The sequence below is a fragment of the Brenneria rubrifaciens genome (assembly GCF_005484945.1).
Classification (GTDB): domain Bacteria; phylum Pseudomonadota; class Gammaproteobacteria; order Enterobacterales; family Enterobacteriaceae; genus Brenneria; species Brenneria rubrifaciens.
Window position 1 is genome coordinate 888,870 of record NZ_CP034035.1, and the last position, 17,110, is coordinate 905,979.

Here is a 17,110-nt window from a genome sequence, read left to right on the forward strand (position 1 = left end):
CAATAAGGCGTCAGACAAAGCAGATTAAGACGGTTCTGCGGCTTTTAAGCCTAATGGCGTCCCTGCCATTAGGCTGGAGAATGGCTTCCCCGGAGAGATGAAACGTTAAACCGTCGGCATTAGGCGGGCTAAGCCGCCTATAAGATTAAAGGGTAAATCGCTTACTTTGCTGCTTCAGCGGCGGTTTTTACCCAACCGTCAAACTGTTGCTGGTGAGCTTTGATCCAACCATCCGCATGACGTTCGATATCCCGCTGCGAATTCTCGCCTTGGTGCATACGCAGGTTCTGCGCATTGATGTCGCTCAGCGGTAATTTCATGATGGAAAACAGTTTCGCTGCTGCCGGATTCTTCTCCGCCCAGGCTTTATTGGCCGCAATTTTCATGTTGTTGACCGGGAAGCCATAGTCCGCGCCGTTAGGCAGTTTGGTACTGATTCCTTTCATTTTTCCCGGTTGAGAAGAGAAAGGCACCTGTAGCCATGCCACATCACGTCCCGGAACCAACACATCGCTGACCCAGTACGGTGTCCAGGCGTAGTAAAGAATCGGCTTGCCTTCTTTATAGCGGGTAATGGTATCGGCTATCAGGGCGGCGTAATTTCCCTGATTATGTTCGACGGTTTTGGTCAGGCCGTAGGCGCTGATGTGGTTATTGATCGCGGCTTCGCAGCCCCAACCCGGATTACAACCCGTCAAGTCAGCTTTACCATCACCGTTGGTATCAAACAGTTTAGCGATTTTCGGATCTTTTAACTGCTCAATATTGGTGATCTTATACTGCTCGGCGGTTTTTTTATCGATCAGGTAACCCTGTGCGGCGCCGGAAACATATACACCCTGACGATAGAATTTGGCGTCGCCGCCAGCGGAAGCATACATGTCAGACTGAAGCGGGTCCCAGTTTACGGCGATAAAGGTGGCGTCACCGGAGGCAATCGACGTGTAGGCGACATTGTAGTCCACTTCACGAATCGGTTGTACCTCATAGCCCAGCTTTTCCAGCGCCCGGTTAACCAGCAGTGTCTGGAATGTTTCCTCGGAAATGGTGCTTTGCACCGGGATGACCTGGACGCCTTTGCCGGGCAGTTCGCCGTCGGCGGCGTAAATCGATGCGCTCAATAGCGCGGTGCTCAGGGCTGCTGCCCAGATTCTGGTTTTATGCATAATGGTTCCCTCTTTCTATGTTGTGTTTTATCTCTCAATTCGCAGGCGCGCTGGCGTTCGCCAGGACATTTGCGCGCGTTTCGTGTTCAAACGGCCTGCGAGAATGGATGCCTGATATAACAGGCGCTGAGTCTGGTATTGGATGTTACCGGTTGTCTTGATGCCGACAGACAACCGGCGTACTGCGTTACGGCTTGATGAAAGGGCGGGTGATCAGGCCGATAGGACCGACGGTATACCAGCTTTTGCTGCCCTTGCTGCGTCTGTCTCGGCCCAGTGATTGGGTCAGACGGTCGAGAATGATGGCCAGAATAACGATACCGACGCCACCGACGGCGGCCAGTCCCATATCCAGGCGACCGATGCCGCGCAGCACCATTTGGCCTAAACCGCCTACGGCGATCATGGAGGCAATCACCACCATCGACAACGCCAGCATCAGCGTCTGATTCACGCCCGCCATGATGGTCGGCATCGCCAGCGGCAACTGGACTTTAAACAGCATCTGACGCGGACTGGCCCCGAAGGATTCCGCCGCTTCGATCAGGTCGGCCGGAACCTGACGAATGCCCAAAATGGTGAGACGGATAATCGGCGGCAGGGCAAAGATAATGGTGACCACGACGCCTGGCACATTACCGATGCCGAACAGCATGACAATCGGCACCAGATAAACAAACGCCGGCGTTGTCTGCATCGCATCCAGCAAGGGACGGATAATTCTGGCGGCGCCCTCGCTGCGTGCCAGCCAGATCCCCATTGGCAAGCCTATTAATATGCAAAAGAACAGTGCCGTCAGCACCAGTGCCAGCGTAATCATCGCCTGCGACCACGCGCCGATGGCCCCGATGAGAATCAGGGAAATCAGCGTGACCGCGCCCATGCCCAGACTCGACATCTGCCAGGCCAGCAGTGAAAACACCAGAATGGCGATTGGCGCGGGCATGCCGAGCAGCAATTGTTGGAAACCGCTCAGAATGAAATCGACGGGGATGCGCACGCCCTGAAAAACGGGTCTGAAATGCAGAACGACCCAGTCGATTCCCTGTGTGACCCAGCTATCCAGCGGGATCAGGGTATCCTTGAACGGATCGAGCCAATTAAAGTGTTCAGGCGTCGTTGGTGTGGCGCTGTTCAGCCAGTCACTGCTTTGCTGTGCCGCGTCCGCGCCTCCGGGACTCGGCGCGCCGCCCCATGCGTCCGTGCCGGCGGACCCGGGATCGGTTTGCGGCGCAGCCTCTTGTCCGGCCGGCGGCGTCTGATCGGTTGGCGCGTTTTGTGTTGTGGACGACCAGGGATCGCTTTGTGTCGCGGCGTCCTTCTGGTTCGCCGCCAGATCGGTGCCCTGTTCAGGTACGGCGTTGGTGTTTTCCCATGGATTCGATGTTGATTTACTCATTGGTCACTCCTTCCTTATCCAGCGCCTGTAGCAGCATTCCTTTGGAAATGATGCCAATGTACTCGTTGTTTTCACCGATGACCGGGACCGCGCAAGGAGCCTGCGCAACCTGGGAGATCAGCTCATTGAGCGACATATCGGCGGGCACAGGAACCGGTTCTGAAAGCAGCGCCTGTTCCAGCGGCTGTTGGTCTTTCAACGCCTGTTTCAGAGAGTCAATCGACACGATACCAATAAATTTCTGTCCGCGTTCCAGCACGTAGCCGTAATCGCGGTCTTCGTCCTGCAAAATTTTCAGCGCGGAACGCGGTCCGACTCCCGGCGTTTTACGAATAAGCGTCACCGGACGACGGCGGGCGATATCCTTGGCGCTGAACACGTGGCTGATGTCCACGCCGCGAAAGAAGGTGCGAACGTAGTCGTTGGCCGGGTTATTCAGAATCTCATCCGGCGTGCCGACCTGAATGACTTCGCCGCCGTGCATGATGGCGATGCGGTCACCGATGCGCATCGCCTCATCCAGATCGTGCGAGATGAAGACGATAGTGCGCTGGTTGCGGGACTGGAGCTTGATCAATTCATCCTGCATTTCTGCACGGATCAACGGGTCCAGTGCGGAAAAAGCTTCATCCATCAGCAGAATATCCGGGTCATTCGCCAGTGCGCGGGCCAGACCGACGCGCTGCCGCATCCCGCCGGAAAGTTCATCTGGATAGGAGTTGGCATAGGTGTCAAGCCCGACCTGTTGCAGCGCGTTCAGCGCTTTTTGCTCACGCTCCACTTTGGGTAATCCAGCGAGTTCCATGCCGAACGCCGTATTGTTGAGAATATTCAGATGCGGCATGAGTGCGAAAGACTGGAATACCATACTGATTTTCTTGCGGCGTACGTCGCGCAATGCGGCATCGGATATCTGAGCGATATCTTCCCCATCAATCAGAACCTGACCTCTGGTCGGTTCTATCAGACGATTGAGAAGGCGTACCATGGTGGATTTACCGGAACCGGATAATCCCATGATGACAAATATCTCGCCTTCTTCAATGGCCAGACTGGCATCTTTAACCCCAATTGTGAGGCCGGTTTTTTCAAATACCTGGTCCTTGCTCAAGCCCATACCAATCAGTTTGAAGGCGCGCTCAGGGTGCTCGCCAAATACTTTGTAGAGATTCTTTACTTCAAGTTTAATTGCCATGAAATTATTGTTTTCCTATGGTCATTTATAATTCTATAACATCATCCTGGTAATGATTAAACGCGTTATACCCTACCATACTGAGATTCTGAGACAACCCCTTGCCGTCTGAATGACGGGGCGTAAAGAGAGATGATTAATGTGATTTTTATACGCTTTTCCATGTTGTATTTTCATTGGTTTTCATAAATTCAGGATGGTGATATTAATTTAAATTTAATATTTAACAATGGGTTATTGTTTTTTACTTTTATGCTGGAAATAATTTTATGCAACGGGAGATTGATCGTTGATTATTCTGGTTTTTATTTGGTTAATATAAATTTGAATATTTGATGTCTATCGGGTAACAGGCACTCAAATAGAGCGATTTATGTGCATAAATTATTGAGCAGATCGTCGCCATGGTGATCCAGTATAGCAAAATTAGCGGAAGGAGCTGTCCGGTGTGATTGATCACGTTTTTGCGGTGGTAAACGGCGATATTATAACCGTCATAGAGTGTGATTCAGCTAACAAAAATATATTTCGTATTGACATCGATTATTCGTCAATATTTTCCTGTCGGTGGCACGGTAATTTTCCGTTCTTGCTGGTCGGCCTCAAACCTTATTTCCCTCAATAACCAGACGATATCTCCCGATTAAACGCGACGCTGGCGAAGCGTACACGCCCCCCGGACCGGCTGCAAACCGATCCGGGGGGCGTGGCTATTGCAAGACGTGAAATGAAAAGCGTAACGCGCTATTCGCTCATCAGGCTGACGTGAGCGGCAACGATGCGCCAGCCTTCCGGCATTTTCACCCAGGTTTGCATCTGGCGTCCGATTTTCGCACTGCCTTCACGACGAAACTCTGTGCTTGCCACCGCCATATGCTCTCCGTAGGCGGTGATAACCGTATTCTGCAACTGGCGATCCAGCCCGGCGGACGGGCGGGCCAGACGAAATGCCCGGATTTCATCAATCCCGTACAGGTTTTCTCCCGCGCCATAGCGAACGGTGCGGGCATCGTGCCAGAACAACTCATCCAATACATCGATGTCATTACCGGTCAAGGCTTTTTCATAACGATGGAAGGCGTGAGTGACTTCAGCCAGCACATCGGGCTGATTAATGTTGTCATACAGCATTAACATGACTCCTGTGAAAAAGAACGAATATGGGTGATGCCCTGCCGCTCCAGCACCCAGGCGGCGCGCAGGCAAAGATCTTCACGCCACGGTGCGGCGATGAGCTGAATGCCTATCGGCAAGCCGTTGCCGGTCATGACCGGCACCGTCGCCACGGGTAAACCGACAAAAGAGATCGGCTGCGTCAGCATGCCCATACTGGCGCGCACAGGCAGGTCAACGCCGTTGATGCGCATGGTTTCTTGCCCGATCAGCGTAGCGGTGCAGGGCGTGGCGGGGGCAATCAGCAGGTCGGTGTGCGCAAACAGGGCTAACATCTGCTGACGGAAATGATCGCGGAAACGCTGCGCCTGTAGGTACCAGGCCGCCGGGATCATGGCACCCGCCAACAGGCGTTCGCGGGAGAGCGGTTCAAATCGTTCCGGGCTGTCCCGCAGGGCAGGGAGATACTGATTGCCGCCTTCACTGGCGGACATAATGAAAGCCGCCGTTCGCGCCAGATTACTGTCAGGCAAGGTGAGGGCGCCTTGTGCATTCAACGCGTTGGCGATTTGTCGCACGGCTGTTTTTGCCTCGTCGCAGCTCCACTCGGAGAAATAGCCTTCCAGCACCGTGCTGCGCAACTCGCGAGCGCCCTCTTCCAACAAGGCGGCGGTGTGCAAGGGCGCGCGCGCCGACTGAAAACGGTCCGTCCTGTCTCGCCCCTGCAATGCATCAAACACCAGCGCCAAATCTTCCGTGCCGCGAGCCAGCGGCCCGATATGGTCGAGGCTGGCGACAAAGGGGTGGCTGCCGCTGCGTGACAGGCGGCCGAAGGTCGGTTTCAGGCCGAAAATACCGCACAGAGAGGCGGGAACGCGAATGGAGCCGTTTGTGTCGCTTCCCAGCGAGAAGTTGACCAGTCCGGCGGCCACCGCTGCGGCGGAACCGCCGGATGAACCGCCGGCGACGCGCTGTTTATCGAGAGGGTTGCGTGTGGCGCCGTAATAACTGTTTTCGGTGGTAAAGCCGTAGGCATAGGCATCCATGTTGAGCATACCGGAGAGCAATGCGCCCTGACGGGTCAACTGTTGTATCGCGAATGCATCCTGTGAGGCGGGCGGGCGCTGACTGAATAATTCTGCGCCCGCCAGCGTCGTCGCCCCTTTGACATCAAAGAGATTTTTTACCGCATAGGGCACGCCCGCCAGCGGCGGCAAGCGTTCTCCGCGTAAATGCAGTTGATCAAGACGATCGGCCTCATCCAGCATGCGCTGGCGGGTTATTTGCGTATAGGCGTTGATCTCAGGGTTGGCGCGTTCAACGGCGTCCAGCGTTTGCTGCGCGAGTTCTCTGGCGGAGAACTCGCCTGTCAGCAGGCCCTGGCGGATCTGTTTAATGGACAGAAACGGCATATTACTCATAGCTGGTACACCCCAGCAATCTCCTGTCGATCGTCAAGAGGAAAATCCATCAGCGGCTGTGCCATGACCTGAATGCGGCTGAACTGAACCAACAGTTCCTGACGGTGTTCATGGTCAAGTTGCAGCGCCAGCAGCGTTTCCATTTGTTGCAGATAGGCCGCCAGCGCATGGTTATCGGTTGGTTTGGTTAACATTTTTTTCTCCCGGTAAATAAAACTAGAACCCGGCGGCGCTGCCGTTGCCGCGAGGATCGCTCGCCCCTTCCAGCATGCCGTTGGTATGACGGATGATCGCGCCGGCATGACCTACCGTTTCACTAAAACTGCCGAGCAGTTCTACATCGTGGCCGAGCGAGCGCAGCGCCTCAATGGTCGCGGGCTTGAAACGATCTTCAAGCTTCAGCGTATCGGATGATTGCCCCCAGGTTCTGCCCAGCAGCCAGCGTGGTGCGGTAATCGCCTGTTGCAACGGCAGCCCCTGAAGCACATGCCGGATAAACAGCGCGGCCTGTGTCTGAGGCTGGCCGTCGCCGCCCATTGAGCCATAGACCAGGATACGGCCATCGGACAGGCGCGCCGCGGCGGGATTGAGCGTATGGAACGGCTGTTTGCCTGGTTCCAGCGTCAGCAGATGGTGCGGATCGAGGCTGAAAGACGCGCCCCGGTTTTGCCAGAGTACCCCGGTGCCCGGCAGGACCATACCGCTGCCAAACTCATGATAGATGCTCTGGATGAACGACACGCAAAGCCCGCTGCTGTCGCAGACCCCCATCCATACCGTGTCGCCGGGACCTTTACCCGAGCCCCACGGCGCCGCCTGACGGGTATTGACGCGTCGGGCCATGTCTGCGAGCGCGTGGGGTTCCAGCAATGCCTGTACATCCTGCGTTACCTGTTTCGGATCGGTGATGAAACGATCGCGCAGGCCGAACGCCAGCTTGGTGGATTCGACGATACGATGGATCGTCTGACTATCGCTTAAATCCTCCATCTCAAGGTGATCGGTCAAGCCGAGAATGGCGAGGGAAACCAGCCCCTGGGTCGGTGGCGCGAGGTTATAAATATCGCCCTTACTGTGTTTGAGGTGCAATGGCGTGGTGCGTTTGGCGCGATAGTTCGCCAGATCCCCACCGGTCAGCGGCATGCCCAGTTGGACCATCCCGTCGGCAAAGCGCTCGGCCAATGTTCCCCGATAAAAGCTGTCGAGCCCTTCCAGCGTCAGCAACGTTAACGTGTCGGCCAGATCGGGCTGAGTGAAACGGCTTCCCGCGCGGGGAATAGCGCCTTGAGGCATAAAAACTCGGCTGAATTCGTGAAAATCCGCCAGCTCGTGACAGCGCTGCGTCAGCGCATCCTCCTGCGATTGAGTTACGGGAATGCCGTCCGCGGCATAGCGAATCGCGTCAGCGAGCAAACTGACGAGTGGTAAAGGCGTACCGCCAAGCTCTTCTGAGAATGCCAGCGCTTCCTGCCAGCCGCCAACGGTGCCGGCAACCGTCAAGGCGGCTTTGGGGCCGCGATGCGGGATGCGGGCATCTCCCTGATAAAAGTCGCGGCTGGCAAGGGAACCTGCGGCGCCGCTGGCGTCAATGGCGATGGGGTCGCCATGTGGGGGTAAAATTAGCCAGAATCCATCGCCACCGAGTCCATTCATGTGCGGATACGCCACGGCGATGGTCGCCGCCGCCGCCACCATCGCTTCGATGGCGTTGCCGCCTTGACGAAGGATGGCCTGCGCGCTGGCGCTGGCCAGATGGTGAGGGGTGACGGCCATACCCAGCGGTGCGGTATTACTCTGAATCATGCCGTTATTCCTTTTCTCTCGGTTCGGCTCAAGGGGGGAGAAGACGTTAAAACGGCCTTTGATCATTTCAGGTTATCGCCGTTTTTGTGTAGTGCTTTTAAGCAAACCCTGTTCCAGTTTTTTCCTCACCAGCGCCTATGGGTATAAAAATCCCGCGGTTGTGTTATGTTGCGTTGAACAAAGGACAAAAATGAAACAAAAGTTGCAGGTTAAGCCAGTGACGGACGGGGCTGTGATGGGTGACAGAGGCATGAAACAGATTGATGAACGGTTACGGGGGCGCTATAGCGAGCTTTCTCCGCAGGAGCAGCGTGTCGCTGATTTTATTTTTGATCATTTCGATGATTTGATCAGTTATAACAGCGCTGAACTGGCGCGGATCAGCGGTGTCTCCAAAGCGACCGTAAGCCGTTTATTCAAACGGCTGGGCTATCCCAGCTACCGTGAAATGCGCGAGGAGCTGCGCACGCTGCGCCAGAGTGGTATGCCGCTGGCGAATAACCGTGACGCCGTACAGGGCAATACCTTGCTGGCCCGCCATTACAAGCAGGAAATGGCAAATCTGACGCAGTGGATGCAACAAATTGATCCGGTGCAGTTTGGGGCGGTGATTGAGGCGATGATGCAGGCGCAGCGCCTGTGTATCGTCGGTTTACGCAATAGTTATCCGGTGGCGCTGCACCTGCGCCAGCAACTGTTGCAGATCCGCCGGCACGTCATGCTGCTGGCGCAGCCGGGGCAGACGCTGTCGGAAGAACTGGTGGATTTGGACGCTCAGGATATGGCGATTGTTGTGGCGTTTCGCCGTCGCTCCCGCCTGATTCAGCCGTTGCTGACGCAACTGCGTAAAAAGCAGGTTCCGGTGCTGCTTTTGTGCGAACCACAGGCACACAATCTGCTATCACTGGCGCAGTGGTCGCTGTGCGCGCCGCTGGACAGCGTGTCCGCCTTTGACAGCTATGCCTCCGCCATGAGTCTGGTCAATCTGCTCAGTAACGCATTGCTGCATGAAATGTTGCGTGATGGCCGCCAGAGAATTCACCACATCGCCGATCTTTATACCGAGTTGGATGAGCTGGAACAGCGATAACTGGGCGCGATAATGGTGCTTTTGCACTATTTTGGTTCGGTTCTTGTTCCATCTTTGCGAAGGGGGGTTATCGCCCTGGGAAGGAACCGCGTGAGCGGCCTTGTTCCGCAAAAGCCCGGTCAATACGCGGCGATCATTGAGCGCCCCTGTCAGGTGCGGGCTACAATGTTGCTCGAAAATACAGTTGCATGAGCATACTGATGCGCTCACGCACGAAATCGTACTGAACTCACATCTCCTTCCACCGCGCCTTGATACTGGCATATTCCTTGCTTTATTTTGCAACTATAGTTTCATATATGTTTATAAAGAATCTTTTGTTTCATTATTACTTAACCAGGGGCAGGTCGATGTTGCACAAAAAACTGAGCATTAAAAAACGGTTACTAGCGCTGGCGGGCGCAGCGCTGTTAATGGCGCCGGCAGGCGGCGTGATGGCCGACCAGTTACAGGATATTGAAAAACGCGGGGTGCTGCGCGTGGCCGTACCCCAGGATTTCCCGCCGTTCGGCTCCGTGGGGACAGATCTCCAGCCGCAGGGGTATGACATTGATATCGCAGGCTATCTGGCGAAAAAGATGAAACTAAAGTTGCAACTGGTGCCGGTTACCAGCGCCAACCGGGTGCCTTACCTGCAAACCGATAAAGTGGATTTGGTCATTTCCAGCCTGGGTAAAAATGCCGAACGTGAAAAAGTGATCGACTTCAGCCGCGCCTACGCGCCGTTCTTTCTGGGGGTGTTCGGCCCGAAAGAGGGCGAGTTAAGTGCGCCGGAGGGCCTGCCGGGTAAAAGCGTTGGTGTTACGCGTGGGGCGGTGGAAGACATGGTGTTAACGGAAATTGCGCCGAAAGGGGCGCAGATTAAACGCTATGAAGATAACACCACCACGCTGTCCGCCTATTTGTCCGGTCAGGTGGAGTATATGGCGACCGGCAATCTGGTGGCGGCAGCCATTGCCGAGCAAAGCCCAGGCAAAGCGCCGGTGGTGAAATTTATGCTGAAAGATTCGCCGTGCTATATCGGCCTGAAAAAAAATGAGCCAGCCCTGAAAGCCAAAGTGAATGCGTTGATTGAGCAGGCGTTGAAAGACAACACGCTCAACAGCCTGTCTGAAAAGTGGCTGAAAGCGCCGCTGCCGGACAGCATCAAGGTATAAGGGAGAAACGCTGTGACCTATCAGCTTGATTTTACCGCGTTATGGCCGCACTGGTCGGAACTGCTGGCGGGGTTGTGGGTGACCATCGAGCTGACGGCGATGGCGACCCTCGGCGGCATTGCCATCGGCATCGGCGGCGCGGCGTTACGCAGCGGCAAGCCCACCCTGCCGGGCAAACTGTGGGGTATCTATGTTGAATTGATACGCAACACGCCGTTTGTGGTGCAACTGTTTTTTATCGTGTTTGGTTTGCCGAGTTTGGGGTGGAAATTGACCGCAGGAGAGGCGGCGTTACTGGCCATGCTGATTAACCTGGGCGCCTACAGCACGGAAATTATCCGGGCGGGCATTCAAGTGACGCCCAAAGGCCAGTGGGAAGCCGGGCGGGTGCTGGGGTTGACGCGCAGCCAGACATTTTTACGGATCGTGCTGCCGCCGTCGTTGCAGCGGATTTATCCGGCGCTGGTAAGCCAATGCATCATCGTGATGCTGGGATCGTCGGTGGTATCGCAGGTTTCCTATGAGGAATTGACCTTCGCCGCCAACCTGATTCAATCACGGACTTTTTTGAGTTTTGAAGTGTATCTGGCGACCACGCTGTGCTATTTGGCGTTGTCCATCCTGATGCGTCAACTGTTACTGCTGGCGGGTCGGCGCTTCCTGGGGACGCCACTATCATGATGACATTCACTGACTGGGACATTATCCGCAATCTGCTGCTGGCGGCGCGCTGGACGTTTTTGCTGTCGCTGACGGCGTTTATCGGCGGCGCCGCGGTGACGTTTCCGCTGGTGCTGCTGCGGTTGACCAAGCGCAAATGGGCGACGCGGTTTATCCGGGTTTACGCCGAGCTGTTTCAGGGCACGCCGTTGCTGATGCAACTGTTTCTGATGTTTTTCGGTCTGGCGCTGTTCGGTATCGACGTCAGCCCCTGGACGGCCGCGGCGCTGGCGCTGACGTTATTTACCAGCGCGTTTCTGGTGGATATCTGGTGCGGCAGCATGGAAGCGCTGCCGAAAGGGCAATGGGAAGCCTCGCGCTGTCTGGGATTAAGCACCGGTCAGACGCTCTACCGGGTGATTGCGCCACAGGCGATGCGTATCGCGATCGCGCCGACGGTAGGGTTTTCCGTGCAGGTGATTAAAGGCACGGCATTGGCGTCCATTATCGGTTTTATCGAGCTGACGAAGGCGGGAACCATGCTGAATAACGCGACTTATCAGCCCTTTAAGGTCTTTGGTCTGGTGGGGCTCGGCTATTTCCTGATGTGTTATCCGCTTTCCTATTACAGCCGCTATCTGGAGAAGAAATTCAATGCCGCTCATCACTATTAATCAGGTACAGAAATATTACGGTCAGAACCATGTCCTGAAAGGCGTCGATCTGGATATTGACATGGGCGAAGTGATTTCGATTATCGGCCGCAGCGGTTCCGGCAAAAGTACCCTGCTGCGCTGTATGAACGGCTTGGAAGGGTATCAGGAAGGCAGTATCAAGTTGGGCGGCATGACGGTGACGGACCGTGATTCACAGGCGCGTGAGATCAGCCGCGTCGTGGGCATGGTGTTCCAGAATTTCAACCTGTTTCCCCATATGACGGCGCTGGAAAATGTGATGCTGGCGCCGCGCCGCGTGCTGAAGAAAAGCGAAGCGGAATGCCGCGAACTGGGCGAACGGGTGTTGAACAAGGTCGGACTGGGGGAACGGATAAACGCTTACCCGGCCAATCTGTCGGGCGGTCAGCAGCAGCGCGTGGCAATCGCGCGGGCGCTGGCGATGAACCCGAAAGTGTTGCTGTGCGATGAAATCACCTCCGCGCTGGACCCTGAACTGGTGGGCGAAGTGCTGAGGGTGCTGGAGCAGCTTGCCGCGGAAGGCATGACGCTGATTCTGGTCACCCATGAAATGAACTTCGCCCGCGAAGTCGGCGACCGCGTGGTGTTTATGCATCAGGGCAAAGTCTGGGAACAGGGCGACAGCAAAACGTTGTTCGTCAACCCGCAGACCGCTGAACTGAAGCAGTTTATCGCCTCAGTACGGGGGCTTGGTGAGGCGTAAATCCCGATGAATAAAAGCCATCTCAGGGGGGGATTATTTCTCTGTCTTGGTTTTCCCGGCGTAAGGAATTTAGAAAATCCACTGTTTATCACGCACGAGACGTTCTCGTCATCGACATGATTTTCCTAATTAATACGGGGAGCTAACGCTCTCCAGGAGAGGAACAAACCATAATGAGCAATGAGCTGTTCGCCCAGATCAATCCCCCTTATCGCCTGCTGATGGGGCCGGGCCCCATTAACGCCGATCCGCGCGTGTTACGGGCGATGGCCAGTCAACTGATTGGTCAGTACGACCCGGCGATGACCCACTACATGAATCAGGTGATGGCGCTTTATCGCCAGTTGTTTCGTACCGAAAATCGCTGGACGATGCTGGTGGATGGCACCTCGCGGGCTGGGATTGAAGCGGTTCTGCTGTCGGCCATTCGCCCCGGCGACAAAGTGTTGGTGCCGGTGTTTGGCCGTTTTGGTCATCTGCTGTGTGAAATCGCCCGCCGCTGCCGCGCGGAGGTGCATACCCTCGACGCGCCGTGGGGCGAAGTTTTCAGCCCGGAGCGGATTGAAGACGCGATTAAAACCGTTCGCCCGCGTATCTTACTGACGGTTCAGGGCGATACGTCCACCACCATGCTGCAACCGCTGGCGGAACTGGGTGAGATCTGCCGTCGTCATGGCGTGCTGTTTTATACCGACGCCACCGCTTCGTTTGGCGGAAACCCGCTGGAGACGGATGCCTGGGGGTTGGATGCGGTATCGGCCGGGTTGCAAAAATGTCTGGGCGGGCCGTCAGGCAGTTCTCCCATTACCCTCAGTCCACAGATGGACGCGGTGATCCGCCGTCGCCAATGCGTCGAACAGGGAATACGGACCGATGCCCATCAGGATGGCGACGACGAAATGATCTATTCCAACTATTTCGATCTCGGCATGGTGATGGACTATTGGGGACCGGAGCGTCTGAACCACCACACGGAAGCCACCAGTATGCTGTTTGCCGCCCGCGAATGCGCGCGCATTATTCTGGAAGAAGGGTTGGATCAGTGTATTGCCCGCCATGCACTGCACGGTAAGGCGCTGGTCGCCGGTATTCAGGGCATGGGGTTGACCGCCTTTGGCGATCTCAATCACAAGATGAATAACGTACTGGGCGTGGTGATCCCAGACGGAATTCACGGCGAGCAGGTACGCAAAATCCTGCTGGATGACTTTGCGATCGAGATCGGCACCTCATTTGGGCCGCTACAGGGAAAAATCTGGCGCATTGGCACGATGGGCTACAACGCCCGTAAAGATTGCGTGATGCAAACGCTGAGCGCGCTGGAAGCGGTGCTGAATCGTCTGGGCTTCCGCTCGGTTCAGGGCGCGGCATTGCAGGCGGCCTGGGATTGCTATGCCAGCGATGAGGGATGTGCATGATGTGCATGAGTCATGCCTTGATGTCCGACGCCGTTGCCTTTGCCGCGGCAGGTCGGATAATGGCGCGCTGCGACGCGCTGGCGGAAATCAGTGAAACCTCCGGTCAGCTTACCCGCGTGTATTTGTCCGTGGAGCACCTGCGGGCCAATGCGCTGGTGGGGGAGTGGATGCGCGAAGCCGGCATGCGGGTGTGGCAGGATAGCGTCGGCAACATTTGTGGCCGTTATGAAGGGCTTGAGCCGGACGCTCCTGCGCTGTTGATGGGCTCGCATCTTGATACGGTGCGCAACGCCGGGCGGTATGACGGTATGCTAGGGGTGTTAACCGCCATTGAAACCGTGCGGTTCCTGCATCAACAGCAAATTCGCCTGCCGCTGGCGCTGGAAATAGTCGGATTTGGCGATGAAGAAGGCACCCGATTCGGCATCACCTTGCTGGGCAGCCGTGGTCTGACCGGCGCCTGGCCGGATAGCTGGCTGGGTTGTCAGGATAGTGAGGGCATCACCGTGGCGCAGGCGCTGGACGCAGCCGGGTTGGACTCTCAGGCGATCGCGCAGGCGGCGCGTCCGGTGAGCGACGTTGCCGCCTATCTGGAACTGCATATCGAGCAGGGGCCTTGTCTGGAACAAGAGAATCTGGCGTTAGGCGTGGTGACCGCGATCAACGGCGCCCGGCGGCTGAATTGCACCTTTAAGGGATTAGCCGGACATGCGGGCACGGTGCCGATGACGCAACGTCAGGATGCGCTTATGGCGGCGGCGGGCTGGATGGTTCAGGCGGAAACGCTGACCAGAGAATGCGATCCGTATCTGGTGGCGACGTTTGGGACACTAGAATGTTTGCCGGGCGCGGCCAATGTAATCCCCGGAGAAGTGCGATTAACGCTGGATATTCGCGGCCCGCAAGATGTGACGCTGGATGCTTTGTTACAACGTCTGCTGGTGTTGGCAAATGACATCGCCCGCCAGCGCGGATGCCGATTCAACGCGGAAGAATATTACCGGATTGCGGCAACCCGCTGTGATCCGGCGATACAACAGCGTTTGAATGACGCGGTGATTGAGGTTCAGGGACGTAATCTGCTGCTGCCGAGCGGAGCAGGGCATGACGCGATAGCCATCGCCGAACGCTGGCCGGTCGCCATGCTGTTTGTTCGCTGTCGGGGCGGCGTCAGTCATCATCCTGATGAGTCAGTGATGACGGGAGATGTCGCGTTGGCGTTGAAGGCGTGGTCAAGTACGGTACTAAGTTATCGGGATGGCTAAACGCGGATGTTATAGCGAAAACCTATCCGCATCCCGCCATGTCGGGAACGTCTCCCGGTAAGTTTGCAACGTTTCCAGCGACAGTTCCGCATCCAGACGGGCTGGTTGATTCGGTGGCGCGGAAGCCAGCATCTCACCCTGCGCGTTAACGATCAGGCTGTCGCCCCGGTAACTGTGACCGTTGCCGTCGTTGCCGACACGGTTACAGCCGGCGACGTAAGCCTGATTTTCAATGGCGCGGGCGGCCAGCAGCGTCTGCCAGTGTGATGAGCGCGCCGCCGGCCAGTTGGCGACATACAAAGCCAAATCATAATCCTGGCGATTGCGCGACCAAACCGGAAAGCGCAGGTCATAGCAGATCAATGGGCAAATGCGCCAGCCGCGCCATTCAAAGATCAGACGCGACGCGCCCGCCTGATAATATTGGTGTTCGTCCGCCATTCGGAACAGGTGGCGTTTATCGTACTGATAAACCGCGCCGAGCGGATCGACCAGCAGAAAACGGTTCACCGCGCCTTTCGGCGTTTGCACGGCAATGCTGCCGCCGATCAGGGCATTGGTCTTCTTCGCCCATTGATGCAACCATGTCTCGACGACCGTCTGCGTCAGGCTGCGCTTTGCCGCTTCCATAGCAAAGCCGGTGGTAAACATCTCGGGCAACACGATCAGATCGCGGCCGACAAGGTCGGCCAGCAGGGTGTCAAAATGGCTAAGGTTGGCCGCGCCATCCAGCCATACCAAAGGTTGTTGCAGTAGTGAAATTTTCAAAGTCGACATAAGCGCTCCGCAGCCGCATCCAATGTAGCGTCCTGTTTGGCAAAGCATAGCCGAATCAGCTTATGGGGAAACGCGTCGGCGCAAAAAACCGAAAGCGGGATCGCGGCCACGCCGACATGCTCGGTCAGCCAGCGGCAGAAACTGACATCATCCAGATCGGAAATGGCGCGGTAATCCGCCAGCAGGAAATAGGTGCCTTCGCAGGGCAGAACGTCAAAGCGGCTGTTTGAAAGCGCATCAATGAAGCGATTGCGGCGGGCGCGATAAAAATCCGGCAGTTCACGCCAGTGCTGCGGCTGTTCGCGCAGCATGTCGGCAATCGCCAACTGCGCCGGCGTGTTGACCGAAAAGGTCAGGTATTGATGAATCTTGCGTACTTCGGCGCTCAGCGCCGCAGGCGCGACGCAGTAGCCCACTTTCCAGCCCGTCATATGAAACGTTTTACCAAATGACGATACGGCAATGGCGCGCTGGCGAAGGTCCGGGTGAGCAAGCACGCTGGCATGACCTTCCTGTGTGAAGCAAATATGCTCGTAAACTTCGTCGCTCAACACATAAATTTCGTGCCCGGCGATGGCCTGCCATAGCTGTTGGAAATCGTCTTTTCGCCAGACGGTCGCTGACGGATTGTGCGGCGTATTCAGGATGACCAATCGGGTGCGCGCGCTGAGTAAACCGGCAAACGCCGCCCAATCGACGCGAAAGGCGGGTGGTTGCAGCGACAGACGCTTTAACTCGCCGCCCGCCAGCGCCACGGCGGGCGCGTAGCTGTCATAACTGGGATCGAAACAGATCACTTCATCGCCGGGACGCACCAGCGCCGCAACAGCGGCGAACAGCGCTTCCGTGGCGCCTGCGGTCACAGTCACGTCGGTATCGGCATCGGGCTTCCAGCCATACAGCTCAGCGGTCTTATCGGCAATGACGCTGCGCAACGGCGCCACGCCGGTCATGGGCGCGTATTGGTTCGCCCCCTGGCTGACGTGGTAAGCCAGACGCTGTTGCAAGTAAGCGGGGCCGTCAAAATCGGGAAAGCCTTGTGATAGATTGATCGCCTGATGCTGCTGAGCCAGTGCGCTCATCTGCGTAAAAATGGTGGTGCCCAACGAGGGGAGTTTACTTTCGGGAATAAGCGCGGCGCTCATGACGGGTTAGGACTCCTGCAAACCTGTATTGCTTGACAATATAACACGATGTTAGTATTTGGCAATCAAGACGCTTGGACGTTTAAACGGCTAAATGCCTTTA

16 protein-coding genes are annotated in these 17,110 nt (G+C 56.3%); 7 read left to right on the forward strand and 9 right to left on the reverse strand.

Annotated features, from left to right (window positions below; all coding sequences use genetic code 11):
- Positions 1-161 precede the first annotated feature (161 nt).
- From proX to EH207_RS04175, 7 genes are all read right to left on the reverse strand, one after another.
- A complete protein-coding gene (proX, locus tag EH207_RS04145; RefSeq protein WP_137712855.1) occupies positions 162-1,166 on the reverse strand; it encodes a glycine betaine/L-proline ABC transporter substrate-binding protein ProX in 1,005 nt (334 codons plus the stop codon).
- A gap of 187 nt (positions 1,167-1,353) precedes the next feature.
- Complete coding sequence (gene proW, locus EH207_RS04150; protein WP_137712856.1) at positions 1,354-2,565, reverse strand: glycine betaine/L-proline ABC transporter permease ProW; 1,212 nt, start codon at positions 2,563-2,565, stop codon at positions 1,354-1,356.
- Positions 2,558-3,760 carry a glycine betaine/L-proline ABC transporter ATP-binding protein ProV gene (gene proV / locus EH207_RS04155; RefSeq protein ID WP_137712857.1) on the reverse strand — a complete coding sequence of 401 codons (1,203 nt, stop codon included), beginning with the start codon at positions 3,758-3,760 and terminating at the stop codon, positions 2,558-2,560. Before proV ends, proW begins: the two co-directional genes overlap by 8 nt.
- A gap of 744 nt (positions 3,761-4,504) precedes the next feature.
- The gene (gene hpxZ / locus EH207_RS04160) at positions 4,505-4,891 is read right to left on the reverse strand and encodes an oxalurate catabolism protein HpxZ (protein ID WP_137712858.1); all 387 of its coding nucleotides are present in this window, start codon (positions 4,889-4,891) and stop codon (positions 4,505-4,507) included.
- Entirely contained in the window at positions 4,891-6,294 is a 1,404-nt protein-coding gene (locus EH207_RS04165) for an AtzE family amidohydrolase (RefSeq protein WP_137712859.1), read from the reverse strand. Before EH207_RS04165 ends, hpxZ begins: the two co-directional genes overlap by 1 nt.
- A complete protein-coding gene (hpxX, locus tag EH207_RS04170) occupies positions 6,291-6,488 on the reverse strand; it encodes an oxalurate catabolism protein HpxX (protein WP_137712860.1) in 198 nt (65 codons plus the stop codon). The genes EH207_RS04165 and hpxX overlap by 4 nt, the downstream gene beginning before the upstream one ends.
- A gap of 22 nt (positions 6,489-6,510) precedes the next feature.
- A complete protein-coding gene (locus EH207_RS04175) occupies positions 6,511-8,097 on the reverse strand; it encodes a gamma-glutamyltransferase family protein (protein ID WP_137712861.1) in 1,587 nt (528 codons plus the stop codon).
- Between the two features lie 250 nt (positions 8,098-8,347).
- Between EH207_RS04175 and EH207_RS04180 the strand changes: the two genes are divergently transcribed.
- The 7 genes from EH207_RS04180 (at position 8,348) to hpxK (ending at position 15,085) form a co-directional block, all read left to right on the forward strand.
- On the forward strand, positions 8,348-9,187 hold the full coding sequence (locus tag EH207_RS04180) for a MurR/RpiR family transcriptional regulator (RefSeq protein ID WP_137715259.1): 840 nt from the start codon (positions 8,348-8,350) through the stop codon (positions 9,185-9,187).
- Between the two features lie 371 nt (positions 9,188-9,558).
- Complete coding sequence (locus EH207_RS04185) at positions 9,559-10,344, forward strand: transporter substrate-binding domain-containing protein (protein WP_175413721.1); 786 nt, start codon at positions 9,559-9,561, stop codon at positions 10,342-10,344.
- Between the two features lie 12 nt (positions 10,345-10,356).
- The gene (locus EH207_RS04190; protein ID WP_137712863.1) at positions 10,357-11,025 is read left to right on the forward strand and encodes an amino acid ABC transporter permease; all 669 of its coding nucleotides are present in this window, start codon (positions 10,357-10,359) and stop codon (positions 11,023-11,025) included.
- Positions 11,025-11,678 (forward strand): amino acid ABC transporter permease, encoded by a 654-nt coding sequence (locus EH207_RS04195; protein WP_137715260.1) that lies wholly within the window; start codon positions 11,025-11,027, stop codon positions 11,676-11,678. Before EH207_RS04190 ends, EH207_RS04195 begins: the two co-directional genes overlap by 1 nt.
- Positions 11,659-12,402 carry an amino acid ABC transporter ATP-binding protein gene (locus EH207_RS04200; protein WP_137712864.1) on the forward strand — a complete coding sequence of 248 codons (744 nt, stop codon included), beginning with the start codon at positions 11,659-11,661 and terminating at the stop codon, positions 12,400-12,402. Before EH207_RS04195 ends, EH207_RS04200 begins: the two co-directional genes overlap by 20 nt.
- A 173-nt stretch (positions 12,403-12,575) precedes the next feature.
- Positions 12,576-13,820 (forward strand): pyridoxal-phosphate-dependent aminotransferase family protein, encoded by a 1,245-nt coding sequence (locus tag EH207_RS04205; protein ID WP_137712865.1) that lies wholly within the window; start codon positions 12,576-12,578, stop codon positions 13,818-13,820.
- Positions 13,821-13,825: 5 nt separating this feature from the next.
- Positions 13,826-15,085, forward strand: a complete 1,260-nt coding sequence (gene hpxK / locus EH207_RS04210) for an allantoate amidohydrolase (protein ID WP_137712866.1) — start codon at positions 13,826-13,828, stop codon at positions 15,083-15,085.
- 9 nt (positions 15,086-15,094) lie between these two features.
- On the opposite strand, the gene EH207_RS04215 is transcribed toward hpxK, so the two are convergent.
- Both EH207_RS04215 and EH207_RS04220 read right to left on the reverse strand, forming a co-directional pair.
- A complete protein-coding gene (locus EH207_RS04215) occupies positions 15,095-15,862 on the reverse strand; it encodes an amidohydrolase (RefSeq protein ID WP_137712867.1) in 768 nt (255 codons plus the stop codon).
- A complete protein-coding gene (locus EH207_RS04220) occupies positions 15,850-17,007 on the reverse strand; it encodes a pyridoxal phosphate-dependent aminotransferase (RefSeq protein WP_137712868.1) in 1,158 nt (385 codons plus the stop codon). Before EH207_RS04220 ends, EH207_RS04215 begins: the two co-directional genes overlap by 13 nt.
- Positions 17,008-17,110: the final 103 nt, after the last annotated feature.

Coding starts and splice junctions, on each gene's coding strand:
- proX (WP_137712855.1), bottom strand. CDS start 1,166: ATGCATAAAACCAGAATCTGGGCAGCAGCCCTGAGCACCGCGCTATTG.
- proW (WP_137712856.1), bottom strand. CDS start 2,565: ATGAGTAAATCAACATCGAATCCATGGGAAAACACCAACGCCGTACCT.
- proV (WP_137712857.1), bottom strand. CDS start 3,760: ATGGCAATTAAACTTGAAGTAAAGAATCTCTACAAAGTATTTGGCGAG.
- hpxZ (WP_137712858.1), bottom strand. CDS start 4,891: ATGCTGTATGACAACATTAATCAGCCCGATGTGCTGGCTGAAGTCACT.
- EH207_RS04165 (WP_137712859.1), bottom strand. CDS start 6,294: ATGAGTAATATGCCGTTTCTGTCCATTAAACAGATCCGCCAGGGCCTG.
- hpxX (WP_137712860.1), bottom strand. CDS start 6,488: ATGTTAACCAAACCAACCGATAACCATGCGCTGGCGGCCTATCTGCAA.
- EH207_RS04175 (WP_137712861.1), bottom strand. CDS start 8,097: ATGATTCAGAGTAATACCGCACCGCTGGGTATGGCCGTCACCCCTCAC.
- EH207_RS04180 (WP_137715259.1), top strand. CDS start 8,348: ATGAAACAGATTGATGAACGGTTACGGGGGCGCTATAGCGAGCTTTCT.
- EH207_RS04195 (WP_137715260.1), top strand. CDS start 11,025: ATGACATTCACTGACTGGGACATTATCCGCAATCTGCTGCTGGCGGCG.
- EH207_RS04200 (WP_137712864.1), top strand. CDS start 11,659: ATGCCGCTCATCACTATTAATCAGGTACAGAAATATTACGGTCAGAAC.
- EH207_RS04205 (WP_137712865.1), top strand. CDS start 12,576: ATGAGCAATGAGCTGTTCGCCCAGATCAATCCCCCTTATCGCCTGCTG.
- hpxK (WP_137712866.1), top strand. CDS start 13,826: ATGAGTCATGCCTTGATGTCCGACGCCGTTGCCTTTGCCGCGGCAGGT.
- EH207_RS04215 (WP_137712867.1), bottom strand. CDS start 15,862: ATGTCGACTTTGAAAATTTCACTACTGCAACAACCTTTGGTATGGCTG.
- EH207_RS04220 (WP_137712868.1), bottom strand. CDS start 17,007: ATGAGCGCCGCGCTTATTCCCGAAAGTAAACTCCCCTCGTTGGGCACC.